The sequence below is a fragment of the Flavobacterium sp. F52 genome (assembly GCF_000278705.1).
Classification (GTDB): domain Bacteria; phylum Bacteroidota; class Bacteroidia; order Flavobacteriales; family Flavobacteriaceae; genus Flavobacterium; species Flavobacterium anhuiense.
Window position 1 is genome coordinate 236420 of sequence record NZ_AKZQ01000034.1, and the last position, 24967, is coordinate 261386.

The 24967-nt window shown below is 34.2% G+C and carries 18 protein-coding genes; 2 read left to right on the top strand and 16 right to left on the bottom strand.

Features of this window, described 5'->3' with window-relative positions:
- Nucleotides 1-7: 7 nt before the first annotated feature.
- The 4 genes from FF52_RS17590 to rhaT all read right to left on the bottom strand — a co-directional run bounded on the left by FF52_RS17590 (nucleotide 8) and on the right by rhaT (nucleotide 6239).
- A complete protein-coding gene (locus FF52_RS17590; protein ID WP_008467629.1) occupies nucleotides 8-1369 on the bottom strand; it encodes an FGGY-family carbohydrate kinase in 1362 nt (453 codons plus the stop codon).
- 58 nt (nucleotides 1370-1427) lie between these two features.
- A complete protein-coding gene (locus FF52_RS17595; RefSeq protein ID WP_008467630.1) occupies nucleotides 1428-2702 on the bottom strand; it encodes a TIM barrel protein in 1275 nt (424 codons plus the stop codon).
- A gap of 316 nt (nucleotides 2703-3018) precedes the next feature.
- Nucleotides 3019-5163 (bottom strand): bifunctional rhamnulose-1-phosphate aldolase/short-chain dehydrogenase, encoded by a 2145-nt coding sequence (locus tag FF52_RS17600; protein WP_008467631.1) that lies wholly within the window; start codon nucleotides 5161-5163, stop codon nucleotides 3019-3021.
- 26 nt (nucleotides 5164-5189) lie between these two features.
- Complete coding sequence (gene rhaT / locus FF52_RS17605; RefSeq protein ID WP_008467632.1) at nucleotides 5190-6239, bottom strand: L-rhamnose/proton symporter RhaT; 1050 nt, start codon at nucleotides 6237-6239, stop codon at nucleotides 5190-5192.
- 387 nt (nucleotides 6240-6626) lie between these two features.
- Here rhaT and FF52_RS17610 point away from each other — a divergent pair, with 387 nt between their 5' ends.
- On the top strand, nucleotides 6627-7667 hold the full coding sequence (locus FF52_RS17610; RefSeq protein ID WP_008467635.1) for a GntR family transcriptional regulator: 1041 nt from the start codon (nucleotides 6627-6629) through the stop codon (nucleotides 7665-7667).
- A gap of 75 nt (nucleotides 7668-7742) precedes the next feature.
- Here the strand turns inward: FF52_RS17610 and FF52_RS17615 are convergent, their stop codons facing one another.
- Nucleotides 7743-8921, bottom strand: a complete 1179-nt coding sequence (locus FF52_RS17615) for a serine hydrolase domain-containing protein (protein WP_008467637.1) — start codon at nucleotides 8919-8921, stop codon at nucleotides 7743-7745.
- 207 nt (nucleotides 8922-9128) lie between these two features.
- Between FF52_RS17615 and FF52_RS17620 the strand changes: the two genes are divergently transcribed.
- Complete coding sequence (locus tag FF52_RS17620) at nucleotides 9129-9881, top strand: response regulator transcription factor (protein WP_008467638.1); 753 nt, start codon at nucleotides 9129-9131, stop codon at nucleotides 9879-9881.
- Between the two features lie 103 nt (nucleotides 9882-9984).
- Here FF52_RS17620 and FF52_RS17625 read toward each other — a convergent pair whose 3' ends face one another.
- The 11 genes from FF52_RS17625 to FF52_RS17675 all read right to left on the bottom strand — a co-directional run bounded on the left by FF52_RS17625 (nucleotide 9985) and on the right by FF52_RS17675 (nucleotide 24956).
- The gene (locus FF52_RS17625; protein WP_008467640.1) at nucleotides 9985-10161 is read right to left on the bottom strand and encodes a histone H1; all 177 of its coding nucleotides are present in this window, start codon (nucleotides 10159-10161) and stop codon (nucleotides 9985-9987) included.
- Nucleotides 10162-10824: 663 nt separating this feature from the next.
- Nucleotides 10825-11262 (bottom strand): hypothetical protein, encoded by a 438-nt coding sequence (locus tag FF52_RS17630; RefSeq protein ID WP_008467641.1) that lies wholly within the window; start codon nucleotides 11260-11262, stop codon nucleotides 10825-10827.
- A 255-nt stretch (nucleotides 11263-11517) separates the two neighbouring features.
- Nucleotides 11518-11769 (bottom strand): hypothetical protein, encoded by a 252-nt coding sequence (locus tag FF52_RS17635; RefSeq protein ID WP_008467643.1) that lies wholly within the window; start codon nucleotides 11767-11769, stop codon nucleotides 11518-11520.
- A gap of 1136 nt (nucleotides 11770-12905) precedes the next feature.
- The gene (locus tag FF52_RS17640; protein WP_035691826.1) at nucleotides 12906-13649 is read right to left on the bottom strand and encodes a rhamnogalacturonan acetylesterase; all 744 of its coding nucleotides are present in this window, start codon (nucleotides 13647-13649) and stop codon (nucleotides 12906-12908) included.
- Nucleotides 13650-13954: 305 nt separating this feature from the next.
- Nucleotides 13955-15310: a glycoside hydrolase family 28 protein gene (locus FF52_RS17645; protein ID WP_008467647.1), complete on the bottom strand. Its 1356-nt coding sequence runs from the start codon at nucleotides 15308-15310 to the stop codon at nucleotides 13955-13957.
- Between the two features lie 471 nt (nucleotides 15311-15781).
- Complete coding sequence (gene pelA, locus FF52_RS17650) at nucleotides 15782-17779, bottom strand: pectate lyase (RefSeq protein WP_035691829.1); 1998 nt, start codon at nucleotides 17777-17779, stop codon at nucleotides 15782-15784.
- 240 nt (nucleotides 17780-18019) lie between these two features.
- Nucleotides 18020-19609, bottom strand: a complete 1590-nt coding sequence (locus FF52_RS17655) for a glycoside hydrolase 43 family protein (RefSeq protein ID WP_008467651.1) — start codon at nucleotides 19607-19609, stop codon at nucleotides 18020-18022.
- 168 nt (nucleotides 19610-19777) lie between these two features.
- The gene (locus tag FF52_RS17660) at nucleotides 19778-21001 is read right to left on the bottom strand and encodes a glycoside hydrolase family 88/105 protein (protein ID WP_008467653.1); all 1224 of its coding nucleotides are present in this window, start codon (nucleotides 20999-21001) and stop codon (nucleotides 19778-19780) included.
- Between the two features lie 264 nt (nucleotides 21002-21265).
- Entirely contained in the window at nucleotides 21266-22231 is a 966-nt protein-coding gene (locus FF52_RS17665) for a DUF4861 family protein (protein ID WP_008467655.1), read from the bottom strand.
- Nucleotides 22232-22243: 12 nt separating this feature from the next.
- The gene (locus FF52_RS17670) at nucleotides 22244-23182 is read right to left on the bottom strand and encodes an alpha/beta hydrolase (protein WP_008467657.1); all 939 of its coding nucleotides are present in this window, start codon (nucleotides 23180-23182) and stop codon (nucleotides 22244-22246) included.
- Between the two features lie 100 nt (nucleotides 23183-23282).
- On the bottom strand, nucleotides 23283-24956 hold the full coding sequence (locus FF52_RS17675) for a RagB/SusD family nutrient uptake outer membrane protein (protein WP_008467658.1): 1674 nt from the start codon (nucleotides 24954-24956) through the stop codon (nucleotides 23283-23285).
- Between the last annotated feature and the right edge of the window lie 11 nt (nucleotides 24957-24967).

The window sequence follows — 24967 nt, forward strand, 5'->3', positions numbered from 1 at the left end:
TTTTAACCTAATGTTTATAGAATTTCAAGTCAATTAAATCGTTTTGAATTGGTTTTGGATTCCAGTTTTGATGAATGGATAATGCTGCTCCCAATGCACTTGCCTGTGCCATCGAAGCCGCATAAACCTCAACATCTGGAAAAGCTTCTGCCAATAAATTCATGTAAATCGAATTTTTACTGAAACCGCCATCCACAAAAATCTTTTTTACCGGACTGTTATGAATTACCAAATTGGTAGAAAAAACTTGTTGTTCTACCAAATCCAGCATCAATTGATGATAAGCTGTTTCGTAATCTTTGTAATATGAAAGCTCTCTTTTTTGAAAAGGACATTCTTTTAGAATATCAAAATCGTATTTTTTAGGATAGATAATCTGATAATTAAGAGCTCTCAAATTAGCTACAATTTTCTTATCAAAATAAACTTCTTTGTATGTATCAACTGGAACATTAAAATGCTTTGCCAAACGTTTGGTCTGTACTTCATGTTCGTTTCCTGCAAACAAACGCGCCGCTTTTACTGGCTTGTTGGTGTATTGCATATAGCAAAGGCAATCGTTTTGTAATTCGTCAAAAGTTAACGGTTTAGTATTGAAGGGATTTAGAGAAATACTCCAAGTTCCTGTTGACAATAAAACGAAAGGCTCTGTAAAATTGATTGTGTACGGAATAATCGCTGATGAACTATCGTGAAGTCCAACGCCAATGGCAAGATTATCAGCATTTTTGATAACATCTTTACCAAAATGCATTGGCGGAATTTTATCTAAAATGCCTTCTTCTTTCAGCCATTTATGATATTTCATTTTTTTGAAATTCCATAAATTAGTATGACAGCCAATACTTGTAATATCGGCGTATGCTTCATTCGTTAAAAGAAAACTTAAAAACTGCGGCAGATGCAGGCAGTATTTCACTTTTTCGAAGATTTCTGGCTTTTCTTCTTTTAATCGGTAAATCTGCATTCCCGAATTTAAACTGCCCAAAACTGGAGAAGCTGTTTTTACAGCAAACTTTTTTTCTCCTTTGTATTTTTTATAAAAATCAGATTTTAAATCCTCTGGATAATCTTTCAGATAATTATACAGAGGAGTTAAAACTTTTCCGTTTTTGTCTATATAAACAAAACTGGCTCCGTAAGTGCTGAAATTGATGGCTTTTAAAACATAATCTGTCAGCTCTTTTATTTCAGATAATCGATCTAAAATCCAGTTTTTCAGTACTTCGATATCTTCGCAAGGAAAACCATCTTCATCTGTGGTCTCATCAAGATTAACCGATTTCTCCCAGACAATTTTGTAATTTTCGTTAAATAAAAAAACCTTTTTGTTTGTTTTGCCAATATCAAAAATCGCAACTACATTCATTTTTTTTAATTGTAAATTGTTAATTATCAATTATCAATTGATAATTGATAATTGATAATTATAATCCCGTTGCTACTGTTTTTAAACCTCTTTCGTCAATTAGATTTTCTCTAACTTGAAGCGAACGATATAACGCTACTGGATTTAATGCTGCGCCAGAACGAAGACGAGCTTCAGCTACCAATGCGCGAACATCTGTACGGAAAGCATTCTGAAGAATTTCCTGCGCTTTTACCACGTCATTTTCTTCTTGAGCTTGTTCTAATGCTTTTCTATCAACAGAAAGTGCTTGTGCGTAAGCAATCATAATCGCTTCAACAGATTGCAATAAATCTTCTAATGGATCTTTGATATTGTGAGAAGCATCAATCATCCAGCCTAAATCTTTAGCATGATTCATTCCTCTTGCGTCCATTCCTTCTACCAATTCATTAAAAATCAAGAATAATTGATATGGTTTTAATGCGCCTGCTGTTAAATCGTCGTCTCCATATTTTGAATCATTAAAATGGAAACCTCCTAATTTGTTTTCCATCAATAATAAAGAAACAATCTGCTCGATATTAGCATTTGGCAAGTGATGTCCTAAGTCAACCAAAGTCTGCGCTTTATCTCCTAATTTTTTCACATACGAATAAGATTGTCCCCAATCTGCTACAGTTGTTGAATAAAAGTTAGGTTCTGCACATTTGTATTCTAAGAATAATTTCCAATTTGAAGGTAATGCATCGTAGATTTCCTCTAAACTTTCTAATGTATTTTGATACGCTTTTCTAAAATTTAATTGTCCTGGAAAATTAGAACCGTCTGCCAGCCAAACTGTCAAAGACTCTGATCCTAATTCGATTCCGTGTTTAATTACTTCTATGTTGTGAGCAATTGCCTGTTTGCGGACTGCTTTATTCACGTTTTGTAAAGAACCGTATTTATAAGTATGCTCAGCGTTTGCTTGATCTTGAAATGTGTTCGAATTCATCGCATCAAATTTCAATCCGTGCTGTGCTGCTAATGTTTTTATTTCATTATAATTTGTTGGAATATCCCACGGAATGTGAAGTGAAATCGCACCAGACGCACTGTTAAGCTTATGAAGCAATCCAACATCTTCAATTTTCTCTTCTAATGAACGAGGCTCTCCTCCACCAGCGAAACGTCCAAAACGTGTTCCTCCAGTTCCTAAGGCCCAAGATGGAATTGCAATTTGAAAATCGATTAATTTTTGAATAATCGCTTCTGTATCATTTATTTCTGATGCCGTAAAAATTAGCTTATTTTCGTGTTTTTTAATTAAATCCCCGTTATGAGAATCGATGTGGTTTGATGAGATTAACATAGTTATTTATCTTTTTATAGAGTTTACAATATATAAATTTTATACGTTTAGTATATTTTTTTAACACACAATACCTAGTTTTTAGACGTGGATTTTACGGATTCGCCTTCTAAATCTTAGTGTATTTTAAATATTTTTTGAACTTATAAATTTCACAGTAGCCAAACTCTGGTTGTACTTCACTTTTTTGTTAAGTTTTGTTTGTTAAAGCGAATTGTTATATGCTAAAAAAATCTAACGTTCGAAAGAATTCGAACGCTAGACCACAAAAAACCACTTTTGCTTAAACAAACTTATATAAAAACCTAAACAATCTTTATCTATAAAAGCCCATTGCAACGCCGCCGTCTACGTTTAAGGCGTTTCCTGTAGATTTATTTAGGAAACCTCCAACAAAAGCGAAACAAGCATTTGCAATATCATCAGGCAATATGATTTCATTTAATAACGTACGTTTTGCATAGTAAGCCGGAAGTTCTTCAACTGTAATTCCGTATGCTTTTGCACGACCTTCTGCCCATCCTCCAGACCAAATGTTTGAATCTGAAATTACAGCATCAGGATTTACTGTATTCACACGAATTTTGTCAGCTCCAAGTTCTGCAGCCATTAAACGTGTTAAATGCGCTTGAGCCGCTTTTGCTGAACCATAACCAGGATTGTTCGGACCAGCCACAACAGCATTTTTAGAAACGATATTTACGATATCACCTCCAAAACCTTGTTTGCGCATTACTTCGATTCCGGCTTTAGAAACAATAAATTGTCCTTTAACCAAAATATCGTATAATCTATCCCACTCTTCAAGAGTATGTTCTGCGATAGATTTAGAAATGCTGATTCCAGCATTATTCACGACAATATCAACACCTCCAAAAGCTAAACAAGCTTCGTCCAATGCTTTTTCTGTACTTACTTCATCAGTAACATTCAATAAAGTGCTCGAAACAGCATCTTTTCCGAATGCTTTTACAAACTCTGCAGAAGCACCTTCCAAACGCTCTTCATTGATATCGTTAATTACCACGCAAGCTCCTTCTTGAGCAAATTTTTTCGCGATAGCTTTACCAATTCCGCCCGCAGAACCAGTTATAAGAGCTACTCTTCCAGACAATGCTTTTGGTTTTGGCATACGCTGTAATTTTGCTTCTTCCAATAACCAATATTCAATATCAAAAGCTTCTTGGTGTGGCAATGACGTATATTCTGAAACGGCTTCAGCGCCTTTCATTACGTTTACCGCATTGATATAATATTCAGATGCTAAACGCGCCATTGTTTTATCTTTAGCAAATGTAAACATACCCACTCCCGGATATAAAATAACCACTGGGTTTGGGTCACGCATTGCTGGTGAATTTGATTTTTTACATGCATTGTAATAGTCTTTGTACATCGCACGGTATGCTTCGAATGCTGGCTGTAATTTTGCTTTTACAGCTGCAACATCAGATAAATCTTCGTTTGGATCTAATTCTAAAACCAAAGGACTTATTTTAGTTCTCAAGAAGTGATCTGGACAAGAAGTTCCTAATGGGGCTAATTTTGAAAGATCATTAGAATTAATGAATTCTAAAACTCTTGCATCGTCTGTATAATGACCAATCATTTGGCGCTCTGATGAACAGAAACCTCTTAAAATCGGAGCTACTTTTGCTGCTTTCAATTTACGATCTGCCTCTGGAAGACTGTCAATTTTCTTTCCTCCAAAAACTGGACGCGTTTTTCCATAATTATCTTCTAAGTAAGAAGCACATTTCTCGATTACTTCCAGCGTATTGATATAACTATCAAACGCAGTATCTCCCCAAGTAAATAAACCATGAGAACCTAACATGATGCCGCGTAGTTTTTTACCTTTTTTTTCTGCTTCTTCTAAACAAGCTCTCAACTGAAGACCAAGATCAAATCCTGGACGCTGCCAGCCTACCCAGCCAATTTCTCCGTTGAATAATTCTTCTGTGATTTTCTTTCCATCTTTTGCAGCAGCAATAGCAATTGCCGCGTCTGGATGTAAGTGATCAATATGTTTGAATGGAAGAAAACCATGTAAAGGCGTATCGATAGAAGGCGCTTTTGACGCTAAATCGAAAATACAGTGGTTGAATAATTCTACCATTTCATCTTCAAACTCAATACCTCTGTAAACATTTTCAAGATTACGAAGTCTGTCCAAATACAAAGCTGCACAACCTGATTTTGTCAACGTTCCAATGTCACCGCCAGAACCTTTAATCCACATTACTTCAGAAGATTCTCCAGTAAGAGGATCTTTGTCTGTAATTTTTACAGAAGTGTTTCCACCACCATAGTTGGTCAATCTTAAATCAGCCCCTAGCAAGTTAGAACGATAAATAAAAAGCGCTACTTCATCACCTGCTAATGCTGCTGCCTTAGCCTCATCCCAAAGGTAGCTTACATGCTTAAAATTCATATTATTAATTGTGTTTGTATTCGACATATAGTATTTTAAATTATTTCTTGTATTTATAATGAGTTACCAATTCCTACCAAAACGATTGCAAGCATAATAAGCCCAATTCCCCAGAAAAAAGTTCTTAATGTTTTTTTAGAAACTCCTTTCCATTCTTTCAAATAAAATCCCCAAAAATTTGCCGTTAAAATGATGGTTGCCATATGAAGAATCCATGAACTGGCACCATTTCCAAGTTTGCTTTCTCCCATTCCGTAAAAGAAAAACTGTAAAAACCACATGGTTCCAGCAAGAGCAGAAAACAAAACGTTTTTTGTTATTGGAGTAGATTTGTCGGTATAATTTTTAATTGATTTGTTTTTAAAATTCAAATAAAGACACCAGATAAAGTTGGTTGTAAGTCCTCCCCAAAGCAGCACAACATAAGTCACGTTATTTTGAAATAACGGATTAGCGCCATTTATTACAGCATGTTCTGCCATTGATTTTCCTGCCTCAATTCCATAATTGAAGAATGAGCTTAAAATTCCTGAAATCACGGCTACAATAAGACCTTTTACTAAATTGAAGTCTTTGTCCTTATCTTCATGGCCAGTGGCAAAATCTTTCTCTTTCAGCATTCCTGCTTTTCCTGAGATTGCAATTCCAATCAGATACACTACAACTCCTATTAAAACCAGCTGTCCGCCAGAATTAGAAAGCATATGAGAGAATGATATTTTCCCTTCAGTCGGAACGATATCATAATAAATTGACGGAACTAAAGCTCCAAATGCAGAACAAAATCCTAAAGTAATGGAGTTTCCCAAAGACATTCCTAAGTAGCGAACGCCCAAACCATAAGTTAAACCGCCTATTCCCCAGATTAAACCCATTGTAAAAGTGAAGGTTTTTATTGATGGAGAAGCTGCTGCAATAATTTCAGTAAAATTTGGAATCGTTAGGTAAGCTGCAATTGGCGGAACAATCAGCCAAGAGAAAAATCCGCCCACAAGCCAATAGCTTTCCCAAGCCCAATCTTTCACTTTTTTAAAAGGCATATAAAAACTACCCGAAGAAAATCCTCCGATAGAATGAAAAATGATTCCTAATAATGATTCCATATTATTGTTTTTGGTTTAGGTTAGGTTTGTTAGTATTTGGTTTTGTAAAATAAGAGAATGTCAAAAAGAAAACTGTCCTGTACTATCCTTTACGGATTTCATATTTTTTGTTAAAACTAAGGATTATTAGAAATAAGGGCTTGCAATTATTGGGTAAATAAATTTAAAATGGCTATTTTAGCAATCGATTTCGTAATTATTAATTCTTCATTTGGGTTAAAATTCAGAAATCATAAAAAAAAGATTACAAGCCTTGTCAATTTCTCTTTTTCATTATGAAAATGATTCTGCTTAACAGATTCTTTTTATAGAAGAGATTTTTTTAAATTATTTAGAATTAAAAAAGAGTCACGTTGAAATACGAGACAGATTTCCTGAAAAATGAACATGATTAAACTTATTAAAATAGATGAAGATTCTCGAGTTCCTAAATACAAGCAGATTGTTGACTCTATACTTCAGAACATCGCTAACGGAAATTTAAAAATCAATCAAAAAATTCCTTCTATAAATAGTTTCAGCGAAGAGTTTTATATGTCTCGTGATACTGTTGAGAAAGCTTATAACATTTTAAAAGAAAGAAAAATCATTTCTTCGATTAGAGGAAAAGGCTATTATATTACTCGAACAAAATTAGAATCTAAAGTCAATATTTTGTTTTTGACCAACAAATTGAGTTCTTACAAAATGAAAACCTATAGTTCATTTATTGATACTCTAGGAGCCAACGCTCATGTTGATCTTCAAATTTACCACTGCGACGAAACTTTATTTTTGAATATCTTAGATAAGTTTGAAGGAGCTTACGATTATTATGTCATTACAACGCACTTTAAGACAGACGAATTAAGGCATTTAAGTTTTACTGATAATGTGGTAAGCGCCATAAAAAAAATTCCGCAAGAAAAACTGGTTATTTTAGATAATATCAAATTAGGAACGGGTGACGATGTCATTAAGATTTATCAGGATTTTGAAAATGATATTTATAATGCCTTAAAAGAAGGTCTTTCTAAAATTGCAAAATACAAACGATTAATTCTAGTATACCCAGATAAAGCCGTTTATCCTTATCCAAGACGGATTTTACACGGATTTAGAAAGTTCTGTGTGGAACATGAAATTAACTTTGAAATCTTAAGTGAAGTTTATGATGATATGATTCTTAAAAAAGGAGATTTATTTATCACCATTGAAGAGTCTGATCTAGTGAATTTAATGAAGCAGATTCGTGATGAAGAATTTGTTTTAGGAAAAGAGATTGGCGTGATTTCTTATAACGACACTCCGCTAAAAGAATTATTGGGTATTACCGTTATGTCTACCGATTTCAATATTATGGGAGAAACAGCGGCGAGAATGATTCTGAACAAAGAAAAAGCACAGGTAAAAGTTCCCTTTAATTTTATTGATAGAAATTCTATTTAAGGTACTAAGGTTCTAAAATGCTTAGATACTAAGTTTTTTTAATCTAGAGTCTTAGCATCATAGAACCTTAGCATCTTATTTTTTATCATACGGAATGTACTGATCCCATTCCCATGGCGTATAAGTGTCTTTTATTCCTGTTTCCAGTAAATATTTCACTATTTCACCTGTTTTATAGCTGTTAGACATAATCAGCATACCGATGCCTTTGTCTGAAAATACAATACTATAATTTTGGAACCCTGATCCCTGACCTTCTTTAAAGGCACCATATCCATAAGGTGATTTTACTATTCCCCAGCCTAGGCCATACGAAAGCTCTGTTTTATCATTCCAATTTCCGTCTTCTAACGCTCCTGGTCCAAACTGATTTTTGGAACGAATACGAATCTGCGGACTGAACATTTCTTTATATGACTTAGCGCTAAGTATTTTTTTGTTTAAAACAGCCGTTATAAACTTACTATAATCCTCAATCGTAGTTTCTAGCGTTCCCGCTCCTCTTGGCGCGTTGTCTTTGTCTTTTTCCTGGATCTTTCCATCATTATCATATCCATAGGCAAAATCTTTTTCGAATTTTTCCTGCCAGCGATAACTTGAATTAGTCATTCCCAACGGTTTGAATACTTTCTCTTGAGCCAAATCTTCTAAAGTTCTTCCTGTAATTTTTTCTAATACCACCTGAAGATAAGTAAGTCCTTCTCCCGAATAACTATATCGGGTTCCGGGCTCAAACTTAATTTTCAGTTTTTCATCCGGCTCAAACCATCGCCAATTCGGCAATCCCGATGTATGGTCTAGACACATTCTGGCTGTAATCTTTTTATATTCGGGATACGATTTCAATTCCTTAAAATCTTCATGCCAAACTTTAAAATCATAATCGTATATAGGTTTAGGAAGATAATCCTGAAGCGGTTTATCTAAACTTATTAGCCCTTCGTCAACCAATTTCAAAACCAAAACAGCAAATACTGCTTTGCTCAAAGAAGCTCCGTAAAGATTGGTCTGCAGTTCTAATTTCTTTTTAGCCTCGACGTTACCAACACCAAAAGTTTTGGTGTATATAGGTTTTTTAGAATTAAAAACTGATATGGCTAATCCTTTTACGTCGGCTTTAGCCATAAGACTTTCAATTGTGGCTGTCAAACTATCCGACGAAATTGTGCTCCCATCGAGTCTTTTTATTGTGGAATTCTGTCCTTGAACAGAAATGATAGTTATAAAAGAAATAGTTAAAAAAAGATTTTTCATGATTTGGTTCAGTATTAAGAATTACTTCTGCTTTACATCAAACTCTATTGAACGGCATTTGCAAAAGAGCTTGATAATAAGTCGAATAAAATGATTAGGAATTTTATGATTAGTTTAAATACCATTTTTTATTATATTTCAGTCCTATAATCCCACAAATATATTCGCCATAAAAGCATAAGACAATACTGATAAATAACCATTTTTATGAAAAACATAAAAGATGATTTAAGCAAACAGCTTTTAGAGCAAAAAAACTCGGGCACTTTGCCTATGCAGGATTTAAAAGCATTTCAGGAAATTGCACAGAAATTTGCTGATTTAGAAAACGGGATTGCTGTCCTAAGCGATTTGTATAATAACAAAAGTTATATTTATTCTGGAAAAATTTCCGAAGAACTTGGTATTTTTAAAAAAGATCAGGTACAGGAAATTGAGAGTATTTGGGAAGAAGAACTTTTTGGCAAACTAAATGCTGATGACGTATTGCAAAAATATCTTTTAGAACTTCATTTTTTTCAGTTTATAAAAACCATTCCTGTAGAGGAGCGAAAAGATTTTTGCGTAATCAGCAGATTAAGAATGAATGATAAAACGTCTGGAAAATCTTTGCAGCACAAAATGTTTTATTTTTCAAATGATTATGAAGATGTAGAATTAGCGCTTTGCCTTTATAATTTTGATTTTTCTTTAGCTTTACAATACGAAGGTGCGATTCTAAATACGGCGAATGGAAATATTGTAAAACAAAACGAAAAAGAGAATGAATTTTTCCTTTCTGCAAGAGAAAAAGAAATCCTTAAAATGCTTCAGGCAGGAAAGCAAAGCAAAGAAATAGCTGCTCTACTTTTTATTAGCATCAATACCGTGAGTCGCCATAGGCAAAATATTCTGGAAAAAATGAAAGTTAACAATACGGCAGAGGCATGCTCAATTGCTACGAAACTAAAGTGGATATGATTTTTTAAGTCGCTAACTTGCTAAGGTTTTAAGATGCTAAGTTTTTTTTCCTTCCTTCATTATGAGTTATAAAAAACCCCGCTTTATAGCGGGGTTAGTTGTATTATTTTTTTGATTCTTCGATAGAAACTTTTCTAAACTCTTTTAAAAGTTTTTCAATTTCCAAAGTCGATTTACGTGCTCTTGGTCCAGCAGCTTTAATTCCTTTTTCAGTCAAAGATTCAGCTTCAGCTTTGAATGTTTCAATTTCGGCGTTGATTTTTACTAATAAATCTTTCATGCTTATATATTGTTAAATTAAGCCACAAAAATAAAAGTTTGTGTGATAGTTACAACAATTTTGCTGTTAAATTTAATGCAGTTTTTCATTCATTTTCTTTACAATAAATTGACTTCCATTTTTTCTAAAATGTCAGCAAACACAACACATTAACAATCAAACACTTACTTTAAAAGTGTTTTTATAACAACTGTTTTAGTACTCCATAGAAAGTATAAAATTAAAAGTAACTTTATTCAAAAAGATGGCTTATACCTCTTCTATTTGTTAATTTTTGGAGCGTAAAAAATCCTCAAAAAAGGAAAATTTACTCAATAAGAGTTTTATTGAGGTACATATTTTTTATAACAAATACGTCAATAATGCTTTTATTAATCTTAGTTTTTATAGACTCTATATTCAGATTTTCAAAATCTAAAATTGCTTAATCACACTTTTACATCTTTTTCTGCAAGATCTAAAAAGGTATTTTTAAATTAATACTTTTAGTAAGCCAGTTATTATTTGAAAATACTTTATTTCAACATTTAGTTTTGCAGAAAGCTGTTTTTCTAAGAATTAATCAAAAAATGAAAAAGCAGGATAAAAACAGCATTTTATCCCGCTTTGAAAGTACCATTTCTATTAAATGTACGAGTGAAAAAATATAAAAAATAAAATAAATTACATCAAAAAGTACATTGCCTTGTAATATTCCTGAAACTTTCGGTAAGAAACATTTGGCGGTAATAAACTTTTTTTAATTGTATTAGAATCCAATTTATTATCAAAAAAGGCCTTTAATTCCTTTAAAATTTCAGTTCTAGTTTTTGATTCATCAAACAAGATAAAATTATTTGTTCCTTCCAAAAACGATAAACTTCTATAGAACTGTAAATTAAATAAGCAAACCAAAACGTTTGATCCTCTTTTCTCCTGCGACAGAAAATTAAGCAATTCGTTATGATTATGTATTACAAAAACAATCCGATCAGATTCTGTGGTTACCGTTTTGTCAAAAAAAGAATTTTCCACAAAATCGAACTCTTCTTTAAACCTTCTTTTGAACATCCTTAAGAAAATCCCTTTGCTGTCAAATACTAAAACTTTTTCCTTCTGCATCTCTCCTATTTTTAAAAATATTACAAACTTACATCGGTAAAAAATTAGTAATAACCCTAATATGCCATAAAACTGACACTATAAGGTTAATTTTAAACTTTTATGATGTGTATGACATTCTGTTCAACAAAAGTCAACAGCTCTTCCATTTTTCTACAATCTTTTCTGGAAATAGAAATAATATAATTGTTTTGCTCTTTTATATATAAAAACAAAAAGTTTTTAGTCAGAATTGCTTTTTCAATTGTCGTCCATTTATGCGTTAATCTTCCTCGTTATGGTTCCTGCCACATACTCCATCCCTGCAGGCAATGCCAACGAAAATGTCGCATTGAGTACTGCCGGATTATTGTTGACAATGTCTACCTTGTAAGTGCCGGGGGCTCCGCCTTGGCTAAGACTTACAGGCTGATAGGTGGTTGGTGCATTTATCTGCACTTGGGCAAATGCCACACCTCCTATCATAAACAACCATAACAACAAAATAAATGTAATTTTTGTTTTCATAAATCGTTTTTTAAATTAAAAGAAATCCAATAATTCACAAAAAATAAAATGTTTAATTATCAAAGTGCTTGTATTAGATCTTTCTTAATTGTTTGTTTTAAATAAAATTTATACTAGAGAATATTTTGCAAAATTCTCCCTATTTTACTGTTTAAATTACCAGTAAAAGGTTTTAGTATGTCAGTTTAGGACAATTTTAATGCACACTGACATAAAAAGTCAAAAAAAAACACATACTAATCTAGTAATCAGACAAATAAACAAACAAAAAATGGTCATACCGAATATTGGAACCATCGAAAAAATGAAATATATCTTTAGTAAGGTGTATAAAATAGATTTAAAAAGGGCGTGTATAAAATAGATTTAAAAATTTATGGTTTGAAATCCAGACTTTTAACCTCTTAAACTCAACATCTAGAATCAAAAAAAATTAGTAAAATTATATTTGAAGGTTTGCAATAAAAATAAAGTTGGCTTCAATACTAGATTAAGACCTATAATCTAGAAGTTAAATTTGTGGATTGTTATACTTTTATAAAATTAAAAGTTATTGTATACAAAATAAACTAATAAACAACAAATTACGTTTCATTTTATAAGATGAAACATTTTTATTTGCAACATTTCATATATAAAAACATCCCAAAAGGCTTAGAATCATTGGCAATAAGTGACAATGATCTTCAAAAATAATATTTCTTTAAAAATTGCTCTCTTTATTATATTTCACAAAAAAAAAGATATCTAAATTAGAAATTATACAAAAAAAAGGAGGAAATATAAATTTCCTCCTTCCGTATGGCTTGTAAAAAATGTAAAAAATAATCTGAGAATTTCACAACCAGAATATTATCTACACGTGCAAATATCTTATTCGTAAAAGATTTTAATTGCTCCTGTAAGTTTTAAAAATTGCATTTTAGGACAAAATTTTAAAATTCCATTTTTTTAAATACTTCGCCTGTTCACTATCGCTCGAGTCCAAACTCCAAATCCTTATTTTATGTCTTCCTGAGCATAGTCAAAGGAAACCCAGTTGAGCATACTTAATGGATTTTGCAAATGTCCTTCGACTTCGTTCAGGGAGACAAAGCTAGATGACAATCATTAATTGTGAATTGTTAATAAATCAACTATTTAATCCCGTTCTTTAAATTTTTAACTGAAGTATCATCTAAAAGTTTAATTTGAGCAATCACAATTTCAGCAACTTTTGTGGCTCCTAATAAAGAAAGATGGGTATCATCGGCCTTGTCTTTGTCGTAATAAAGATTCTCTCCCGCCTTAAAATGCAGATGCAGTTGTTTTGATTTGTCCGGTCCGTAGGATTGTTCTAATAATTCAGTATGATATTCTAAATCGATAAAAGGCACTTTATATTCTTGCGCCACCAATCGGGTTTCTAAAGGATAATCGCCATGTGTAGGCACTAAAACGCCTTTTTCGTTAAAGTTGCGTCTGCTAATTGAGGTTAGCAATACCGGAATTGCGCCTTTTTCTCTGCTCTCTTTTACAAAACGAATCAGATTGTATCTGTAAGCTGTATGCGGATTTGTATAGCGCGCAGAGTCTTCTATTTTCTGGTCGTTATGTCCGAATTCTATAAAGACATAGTCTCCTTTTTTCAGTTTGCTGTAAATAGAATCCCAGCGTTTTTCGTTGATAAAGCTTCTAGTGCTTCGTCCGTTTACGGCTTTGTTGATTACGGTTACGTTTTCCTTGAAAAAGGGTTGCAATACCTGCGCCCAGCCGTGTTCTGGATTTTTATCTGGGTCTTTTTTATTGGCCATTGTGGAGTCGCCAATGCAATACAGGGATGTTTTTTGTGCGAAACATACCGTGGTGATGAGGAATGTTAGGATGATGTATTTTTTCATTTTCTTTTGTTTTTGTTTTTACTGCGAAAGTTTTTTTTACTGCTGCGTGTTTTTTTTAACCGCAAAGTGCGCAAAGAAAGCGCAAAGTTCGCAAAGATTTAGTTTTAAGAAGACAAAGCTTTGCGAATATTCTTTGCGTAGACGCACTGCGGTGCGTCTCTACAAAAAAAACTTTGCGAACTTTGCGCTTTCTTTGTGTGCTTTGCGGTAAAAATCAACTGCAAAGTAGACGCACTGCGGTACGTCTCTACGTGAAAATCTTTGCACTAAAAACTTTGTCTCTTTGTTACTTTGTAACTTTGTCTCTAATTTTTCGAAACTGCCGTTGGTACTGTTGCTCGTTTGCCTATAAAAACATCTGTCATCAAGACATTTTCTGCATTTTCGTTTGACAGTGCATTTTTAGCTTCTTTTATTTCTATGTTTTTTAATGAAATATTCTTGATTTTTTTATCTGCGAATCCTTGAATTACAATTCCCGATTCTGATGCTTTGTTACAGGTAATATTTGAGAAATATACATTTGATACATCCGATTGATAACCTTTCCCTTCTCCGTGATAATTTGCTGTGATGTACAGGCAATCTTCTACTTGATCTAATTGAATGTTTCTAACAAATATATTTTTGATATATCCGCCGCGATCGGCATTGGTTTTTAAATAAATGCCTCTTTTTAAATATCCCGCCGTTTTGCAGTTTTCTACAAATACATTCTGAACTCCAGCCGACATTTCGCTGCCGATTACGACTCCGTGCAGTCCTTTAAAATTACAGTTTCTTATGATAATATTTTGGCTTGGCGTGGCTGTATTAGCTCTTCCTTCGTGGTCTCTTCCTGCTTTTATGGCAACATTGTCGTCTCCGTTATCAAAAGTTACATTTTCTATTAAAACGTCTTTTGCGTACTCGGGATCGATTCCGTCGTTGTTATGGTTTAGCGATTTATAACTTATGCCGCGAATGGTTATGCTTTCTGATTTCAGAAGATGCAGACACCAGAATGGCGAATTTTCGATTCTGATATTTTCGACTAAAATATTTTTGCAGTTTAAAAACTGAATCATCTGCGGTCTTAAAAAGTAGCCTTCTCCAAATTTTCTTTCGCTTAATGGAGTGTTGTTATGATTCATGTCACGGCTACGGTTTTTGCCTTCGTTTTCTTTTGCTTTAAAGGTTTTCCACGTCTTTCCTCCTTCTCCATCAATAGTTCCTTCGCCAGAAATGGCAATATTGGTGCAGTTGTTAGCATAAATAAGCGGACTGTAATTATACAGCATCGTTCCTTCCCAACTTGTTAAAACCATTGGCAGATAGTCTTCTGGATTGTCGCTGAACTTTATTTTTGCACCTTTTTCCAGCTTCAAATTGACATTGCTTACAAAATGAATTGGTCCGTTTATTTTATAGATTCCTTTTGGAACAATAATAGTTCCGCCATTGTTCTTTTTACACAATGCCATCGCTTTATCAAAAGCCTTTTTATTGTCTGAAACAGAATCTCCCTTTGCTCCTAATTTTAAGATATTGATTTGAAAAGAAGGAATTTCTGGAAGCTTTATGTTCTTTACAATAGAATCGACTTTTGCTGACGGAAAATCTGCGTTTTGTGCAAAACAGACACTAGAAACGAGCATTAAGAACAGATATTTTAGATTCATTTTTTAAATATTATTTTTTTGTTTCACGCAGATTTTGCTGATTTTAGCAAATAGACGCAGATTTAATTCTAAATAATCTTTTTAATCTGCTTTGATCTTTTTTAAATCTGCGTGAAAATTTTAATCTCGCAGATTTAGCAGATTATGCAGATTTATTTTTTCTTTTCTTATACCGCAAAGGTCGCTAAGTTTTTTTCTTTATTTACTTTGTCAAAGGACACAGAGCTTTGTCGATGCTTTGTGTCCTTTGTCTTCTTTATCAAATCTTTGTGAACTTTGCGTATTCTTTGTGTACATTGTGTTAAAATAAAATTTTGCGGTAAAAAATCGCGTCTCTACGTGAAAATCTTTGCGAACTTTGTCTCCTTTACAAAAACTTTGTGTTCTTTGCGTATCTTTGTGTGCTTTGCGTTAAAAAATTAACCACATAGCATTACAGTTTGCGCTGTAAACTGAGACTGCGACTGAATACTAAAAATACCACGCTCCAACCTTATCCTTAAGAATGTTCTCAATAGAATATTGCGCCGCTTCTTTTTTAGAAAGCTGATGTGACCATTTTACTCTTTTTGCTGGCTGAAAACCTTCGCCTGTGCAATTGTATTCGGCATAAAAGGCGTTTTTTTCTGCTTCGGGTTTCGACCAATTTTCCCAGCCTTCTGGCTTAATTTGGCTGCCCATTTCACAATTAATAAAAACCGTTTTGGCATAAATGCGCCATGGTCTTCCTAAATAAACCTCTTTTGCTTCTGGATTTGCTGTGAGTTTACAATTCTTAAAAACGAATCCAAACGGCGTTCCTTTTGGAGTTGAAGCAGCTGTGATATACGAACTTTTGATGCTGTGAATGGTACAATTCTCAAACAAAGCTGTCGCGCCTCCAAAGATAAAATCGGTTGTCCCTTCGATATAACAGTCTTTAAAATACTGTTTGGCTTCTTTTCCTGATAGGTATAAAGTGTCTTGATTTCCAAGCAGATTGCAGTTTGTTATTTTGGCGCGATTTGCTGTAACCGACAATGCAATAGCCTGTCCGCGTTCTCCCGAAGTATTTTTTATGGTTAGGTTTGATGCCGAAAAATCGTCTCCTTCAACCAAAAGCGTGTAGGTATAAAAGGTGCTGTTTCTTCCTAGAGCAATTTTAGAAAAATTATCATCAAAGGTAATGATGGTGTTTTCTTTGCTTTCGCCTTGCAAAACCACGTTGGTATTCCATTCTGGAATTCGGACTTTCTCGTTATAGGTTCCGTTTTTTACAAATATTGTCACTTTCTCATACGGAAAAGCAGGAGTTGCATAAACGGCATCCTGAATTTTGGTGTAATCGCCTGAACCGTCTTGTGCTACGGTAATATAGTTTACATTTTTCTTTTCGGAAGCGCCTACTTTAGTGCCGTTTTTAACTGCCCATTCTGGAAATTTTTTCAATACTTCCTGCGGTGCGTCTGTATACCAAGAATAGCCATTTCTTCTTTCTGCTCCTATTTGATCTAATGATTTTTTCTTGATTCCGTCGCGGTCGCAAAAGAAAGGTTCATTGGTTTCCAAATCCATAAACCTTGCCCAAATGGGTTTGGCATTGGCTGTTGGAATCATTTTTTTATCTATAATTTTTCCAGCGTCACTTAGGACTCTTTTTTCTTCTAAATTGGTGATTTTAGTCTTTTCAAACCACTCCACAGCACTTTTTACAGCGGTTACCATTTCTCTCGAAGGTTTATCAATCGACATTAAAAGCAATACTATTTTTGCCGATTCGTAACCGCTAAGCGAAGCCAATTCAAAAGCTCTAGCATTTGCGGGAGCCAATGTAACTTCGTCATGCTGAGCGCACCATGCGGTTAAAACTCCGTTTTGCTTGTATTGTGTTTTTAAGATGCAGTCGATTCCTTTATCAAATGCTTTTTTGCACTTTTCTACAACTTCTTTTGATGGTTTTATACTGTAATAATCCGATTCATCTGCTACAGCTTTTATGACATTCATAATATTCACCATCGAATCATCATTGTAGGTAATATGAGTATAATAGCCTTTTTTTAACGGATAAAACTGAGGCCATCCTCCATTTGCATACTGCGCTTCAAGCAAATAATTTAATCCTTTTAAGAAAGATTCTCGGTAGCGTTCGTCTTTTACCTGTGCGTACATTCTAGACATAAAAAGCATTTCCTGACAAGTTGCTCCGTTGTCTGTTGTCGTTTCTACGGCCGTTTTTTTGAGTGCCATTACCTCTTTTTTCTGCTTTTCGCTCAGTTCATCCTGCATCTGAATATTCTTTGGCCAGCCTCCAATATCTCTTTGGTAGAGCAATACGTTTTCGGCTATTCTTTTTGCATCAGCTGTTGCAAACCAAGCAGCATCACTCTTACGAATAATGTCGGGCCATCTTTTGTAGGTTGTTTGAGCATGAATTCCAATGCTTAAAAATAGAATAAGCATTAAAGCTGTTTTTTTTAATTGCATCATTTAATGTTTTTTAATGCTTTGTTGTAAGAAACTATTTTATCTTCTAAAAAGTGAAAAATTAAGCTTATTTTCAATGCAATTGTAAGAAAAATCATTTCAACACATATTTAAGAAGCCTTTTTCTTACGAAATGTGTTTTGATATTGCTTTTTAATTTTCGTTCAGCAGAATCAAATTATGAAAGCCGTTTTTTTGAAAAAAATTAAAAATTTCCCTTTTTCTTCCTTTTTTACACTTTTTTTATTTCGTGATTCGAAACCAATCTACTTCAGCATTTCCAGAATCATTTTTTATTTCTTCACCTAAAGCAAAAAGTCCGACTTTGGCACCAATCCATTTTCCTTCTCTAGATTTGAAATCATTTCCGATAGACTGATAATTTTTATCGTCTAAGCTGTAAAAGAAACTGCACATGCCGTCTTTCTTAATTTGAACTCTAAGGTAAATCGTATTGCTTTCTATTAAAATTGGTTTTGTTCCCGTTTCTGAAACCGTTTTGTCAAAAGTTCCCGTTTTCTGATTCAAGTATAGTTTTCCATCAACATTTTTAAAACATAGAAAACTGTAATCTAATCCCATTACAATCAAACCTGTTGATTCGCCTTTTAGCCTCGAATTAAAAGTCAGTTTTGTTGTAGCGGTAAATTCTTCTGCCGGAAATTTTTGCAGCAATACATTTGGCGCATTAAAAATGTTTGCTGTTGTAGTGTTGCAAAACAGATTCAGATATCCTAAACTTGTCGGAAATCCGAAATTGGTTTGTTTGTTGGCCTGCCATTGCCATTGCAATCCCAATTTAGGCTCGTTAAATTCATCTGAAGTTGCCGGAACTTCTATAGGATATTTTTTGCCGACATTTGGCTTTCTGTAAGTTGTTACGGGTTCGCCAATTCCGTTTTTATCAAAATCTTCTCCCATAACCGGCCAGTCGTTTACCCATTTCATAGGCTGTAGATGCACAATTCTTCCGTAAGCGCCTTTATCTTGAAAATGGAAAAACCAATCTTCTCCTGTCTGTGTCGTAACCCAAGCACCTTGATGCGGACCATTTATAGCGGTCGAACCTTGTTCTAGAACCTTCTTTTTTTCATAAGGTCCGAAAACATTTTTCGATCTTAAAACTGTCTGCCATCCTGTTGGAACGCCACCTGCGGGAGCAAAAATGTAGTAATATCCATTTCGTTTGTAAAATTTTGGCCCTTCAATAGTTTCTTCGCCTTTATGCCCGTCAATCACCATTACTTCGTCATTATTCACAACGGTTCCTTCTGGATTCATGGTACAAACCACTAGCAAACTTTTAATCTGTGCACGGCTTCCTGCAAAGGCATGAGTCAGATACGCTTTCCCATCTGTATCCCAAAGCGGACTCGGATCGATCAATCCTTTTCCTGCTTTAACCAAAAGCGGTTCAGACCACGGCCCTTCTGCTTTTTGGGCTTTTATCATATAGATTCCGAAATCGGGATCTGGGTAATAAATGTAAAATTCATTTTTATGAAAGGTAATGCTTGGCGCCCAAACTCCGTTTCCGTGCTGTACGCTATCGTACGTTTCAAACGGTGGCTGTTTTACCAAAGCATGCCCAATAATTTTCCAATTTACCAAGTCTTTTGAATGTAAAATTGGCAAGCCCGGAATACAGTTAAAAGATGAAGCTGTCATATAATAATCATCGCCTACGCGAACAACATCCGGATCTGAATAATCGGCATGAATAACAGGATTGGTGTAGGTTCCGTCTCCGTTATCTGGCGTCCAGACTTGTGCTGTATTCTTTTGAAAAGAAATAATGCAGAAAAGGAATAGGATGATTTTTATTTTTTTCATTTTTAACTATACTTTTTATTTAAACCCGACAGGTTTTAAAAACCTGTCGGGTTTGTAACTTACGTATTCTTTGCGATGCTTCGACTCCGCTCAGCAAGACAAGGCATTGCAATTGATAATTAACAATTGACAATTATCAATTATCAATTTTCAATTTTCAATTATCAATTATCTGTTCAACTCAATAGCAGCCAAAATAAAAGGCCCTGTTGCTTTAGGATCGTTGTCTTTTTTTCTTTCGTTTACGTAATATTCGTAAGAACCGTCACGGTAAGGATTTCCTCCTAAACCTGCCACTTGACAGCAGTTGGTTAAAGTGATTCCGCCGTCTTCGTCTACTTTTTTGATTAAAACTGTCGTTAATCCGTCAAAAGCTTTGTTGGCTGCTTTTTTAAATTTAGCTGGCAAATAGCCTTTGTTTACTCCTTTTGCATATGCGTAAGCAAACATAGCCGAACCAGAAGCTTCTAAATAGTTATCTTTTTGACCACCTTTGTCTGTAACCTGATACCACAAACCTGATTTGCTATCTTGAAATTTAAGAATCGCTTCAGAAGCATTGTTTAAATATTTGATCAAGTCTTTTCTTTTTGGATGGTCTTTTGGCATATAATCTAAAACATCAACCAAAGCCATTACGTACCAGCCTAAAGATCTAGACCAAAAATTTGGAGAGTTTCCTGTTTCTTTATTTGCCCAAGGCATTTGTTTGCTTTCGTCCCAACCATGATACAATAATCCAGTTTTTGGATCTGTAGCTTTTGATTGAATTATTTCAAATTGTTTTGCGATATCATCAAAACTTTTTCCGTTTTCAAATTTTGCTGTGTATTCTGCGTAGAATGGCTCTCCCATGTATAAACCATCTAACCACATTTGGTTTGGATAGATTTGTTTGTGCCAGAATCCGCCGCTTTGCGTTCTTGGCTGCTCTGCAAGCTGTTTGCGAATTAGCTGTAATGCTTTTAAGTATTTTTCATCTTTTGAAGTTTCATATACATCAAAAAGAAGGCGTCCCGGCAATACTAAATCAATATTGTATTTATCGAACTCATACGTAGTAATGCTTCCGTCTGTTTGTACAAACTGATCCACATAACTTCTTACGTAATTTTTGTATCTCGCATCAGGATTTTTTTTGTATAATTCTTCTATTGAATGCAGCACTAAAGCATGAACGTAATCCCACTTTGGCTTTTTAGCATCGTCAATCATATACGATTCTGGATGGCGTTTCATCAAGGTTAAAGCCATTTTATCAGACCATTTCGCATTTTTTCCAATTACGATATCTTTTGCAGGTTCCTGTGAGGTTACTTTACAACTCGTAATAGTCATAACAAAGACCATCAGAGCCGAGATGAAGTAATTGTGCTTTCTACTATTTTTCATTTCAACATATATTTAAATTCAACTATTTTTTTTAAAAACACATAGACACATAGTTTAGAATACTTAATAAAAGGTGTTTCACTTGCAATAAAAAACATAGTATGCTGTGTAAGAAGCGAGCTTCTTTTGATACTCTTTTAAAATACAATAAATTCTATGTTTCTATGTGTTAGAATTATTCTCACGCAGATTCGGCAGATTGAGCAGATTTTTAAATCATTTTAATCTTCTATTCCGATAATATCGGGAGTGCCAAAAAACAATTTACATTTTGCCTTTTTTGTTCAGCACTTCCAATTGTCTATCTAAATATTGAGCAAATTCTTCTTTTGTTTTGATTCCGTTTACCTCTTGTTCCCAAGCTCCCAAAAGGTAAAAAGTCACCGCTTTTGTAGTTGGTTTAAAAACTAAAAGATAATCTAAGTCTGTATCTGCTATGTTTTCGATAGTACTAATTTCATAAAAAATTGCCATTCCTAACTTATCTGGAACCAAAGATTGTTCTCCGTAAGTTGCCAAATAGGCCCATTTTTTGTTTTTGCTTTCTTTCTTAAGCAATTCGGCTGTTTTTTGTTTTACGATTCCAGTACAGATTCCTTTGATTGCTTGTGATGCTTTAATCGTATGTTGCGTATACAATTGATCTGGTTTAATGATCAATTCTGAAACCAAATCGATTTTATCTGAAGCTGTTTTCCATCCATAATAATTTACTTTTACTGTAGACTCCTTAGCTTTATTAGCCACTGTTGCAATGGTTGAATCAACTTCACGAAAGTGTAATTTTTCATTGTTTAAATAACGGTCGATAGAACCAATTCCGATTCCTTTTCCTGCTTTTAAAATATCTGCTCCCCAATCGCTCATTTCATGGTACGAATCGAAACCGTCCTGCCCTACTTTTGGCAAAATATTTTCTGATGTCTTTTTTCCGAAGATATCAATAGCATTTCTCCAATCCAAATACAAACGGTATCCAATTCTGTTGTTTTCCCAGCCCGGTCCTTCATAACGAATGTCAAAAGAATGGTCAGTATGCTCTGGAGCCAACTTTAATCGGTCCACATTTTTAAACACCGTACCGCCTTTGTACTTTCTTCCTTCCCATTTTCCATCTGTTTTTGCAGATATTTCGGCATACGTTTTATTGGTTTTGATATCATATTTCTGTGCATTTATGGCTGTTAAGCCTGCGAAAAATAAAACTGCTGTGGTGATTTTTGCTTTCATTTGTATTCTAAATTATTTAAAAATTTTATCTAAAAATCGTACGCTGTACGAGATTGTCTGTGTAAACCAAGGCTCATAAAACCAAAATGAATGTGGCGAATCTGGAATAGTCTGCACTTCATTATAGATTTTATATTGGTTCAAAATCTGAATCATGTCGTCTCTTCCTGCATGAAATCTCGGAATACTGCTGCAGATGTACAATAGCGGCGGTGTATTTTTGTCCGTATGACTCAGTGCTGAAGCATTTTTCCAATTTTCAGGAATCTCATCTGATTTTCCTCCCAGCCAAAATGCTGCCATATCTCCTTCTGAAGATTCTGGATGTTTGAATGCCAAAACACCGTCTACATCAATTATCGCATGAACTTTTGAAGAAGAACGGCTTTTAAAATTTTTATCTTCAAAAAGCGGATTAGTATTTGTTGTACCAATCAAAGCTGCCATTTGCCCTCCCGATGAACAGCCTAAAACCGCAATTTTGTTTGGATCTACATTAAATTTCGCTGCATTGTCTTTGATAAATTTTATCGCGTTCTTAACGTCAATAACTCCTGTTGGATATTTTGCTTCTAATGATAATCGGTATTCGATCGAAAAACAAGAATAGCCTTTTGCTGCCATTGCTGCACCTAAAAACTGCATCTGGTTTTTATTTCCCGATCTCCATCCTCCGCCATGAATCATAATTACGGCAGGATTTTTTTTCTTTTTGGTATTAACAAAAGCATCAAAATGTAAAACGCGATCTTGTTCTTGATTGTAAACCAAATCGAATGTTTCTTTAACGTCTGGATTTGACTTTATTTCTGGAATCGTGATAAATGGATATTTCTTAATTAATTTAGCATAAGTGCTTTTAATGGTATACGACGTGTCGACCTTGTACTGCTGGCTTTGCATTACAATTGCATTAAAAAACAACACTAATATTAATTTCAATTTTCGCATTTCTACTCTTTACTCTTTAGTTAAGAAAGGAGTTCGACCTATAGTCAAACTCCCTTTTAACTACTTCAAAAAACATAGTTCTCAAAAAACTAACAAATTACTAATAACCAGGATTTTGAGGGAAATCTTTATTTTGATTTAAATCTAAAGCAGATTGTGGTATTGGTCTTAATATTTTAAGCTTGCCGTCAACACCAACAAAATTTGCTTCTTTAATTTTATAATTATGAGCTGAAGCTCTTGCTACCAAAGTTCCTGTACGTTTTAAGTCGAACCAGCGTTTGTATTCGCCTAATAGTTCTCTTCCTCTTTCGTCAAGAATATAATCGATATTAAACTGAGCTAAAGTGGCATTAGCAACTCCTGCTCTTCTTCTTACCTCGTTTAAACGTTCTAATCCTGTTCCTGGGTTTCCAGCTTTTAAATACGCTTCAGCAGCTACAAGATAAGTTTCTCCCAATCTTGCTACAATAATATCTCTTGTGCTTACAGGTCCTGTACTTGATGGCGTTGTTGGATCTGGATCGTCAAATTTCTTAACTGGAATAGTATAACAGTCTAAGTTTTTAATTAACGTATGAGCTGCAGAATATTCTCCCCAAGGATGATATACAAATGTCGAAGCTAGTCTAGAAGCATTAGCAGTCATCCAAGCTGTCTTATCAGCAGGCGTAAACCATTTTGGCTCGTAAAAATGTCTTACTTTTAAAGAAGCTGGATTTGAACTTCTATAGTACGGATAATATAAAACTGTTTTTGTAACTCCGTTTGTTGTTTCTGGCCCTTCTACAATTTCAGTCATAAAAGTCGCGTTCCATCTCGCATCGCCTTTCTCGTATAAACCTAAAGCATAATCTGTAGGACACAAATTGTAGCTTCTTAATGGCGCTCCTGTTTCTGCTCCTCCTAAATACGAACTGAAATAGTAAAACTGGTTGTTACCTAAAGTTGTAGGACTTGTACTTGTTGAAGCCTTGTCATATTGTACAGAAAAAATGGTTTCTGCATTTAAATCGTTTCCTGGTTTAAACAACTGATCGAAAGCAATTGCTAAAGTCTGTCCGGCGATTGCCGCATCAGCATAAGCGGCAGCTTTTGAAAAATCGTCCGCTTTACCAAAAGTTTCGTATCCTCTTGTCAAATACACTTTTGCCAATAAATCGTTTACAGCTCTTTTGTTTACTTTACCAGATGTGCTGTAAGCAGCAGTTCCTACATTAGCCAAAGCAAAATCTAAATCTGATATAATTTGTGCATATACTTCTTCTGCACTATTTCTTGTAAAAGACAAAACAGGTGTTGTAATATTCTCGCTTACAATTGGTACACCTCCATAGGTCTGAACTAATAAGAAATAGGCTTGAGCTCTTAAAAATCTAGCTTCTCCCAATAGCGTATTCAAATTGGCAGTTTGTTCTGTTACTGTTGAATAATAAATTGCTTTATTAACAGATTGAATTAACTGATAACAAGGTCTGTACAAATCAGCAACATTGTCTGAAGATGGAATTAGTAGCGTATACTGACTTAGACCTGCAGGCTCTGGAGTTCTTCCTTCGGCGTACATGTCTGTTCCTGCCTCAAAAAGCCACGGATTTCCTCCGTAAATACTTTTAAGCCAAGCATAATTTGTGTTTATTAATAATTGAAAACCAGCAGCTGTTTTATAAGTTCCGTCAGCTGGAACATTTGACAAACTTTCCTCTTCTATATAATTACTGCAAGAACTTAAAGTTCCCACAATGATTCCTAATAATATGATGAATTTTTTCATTTGATATCTTT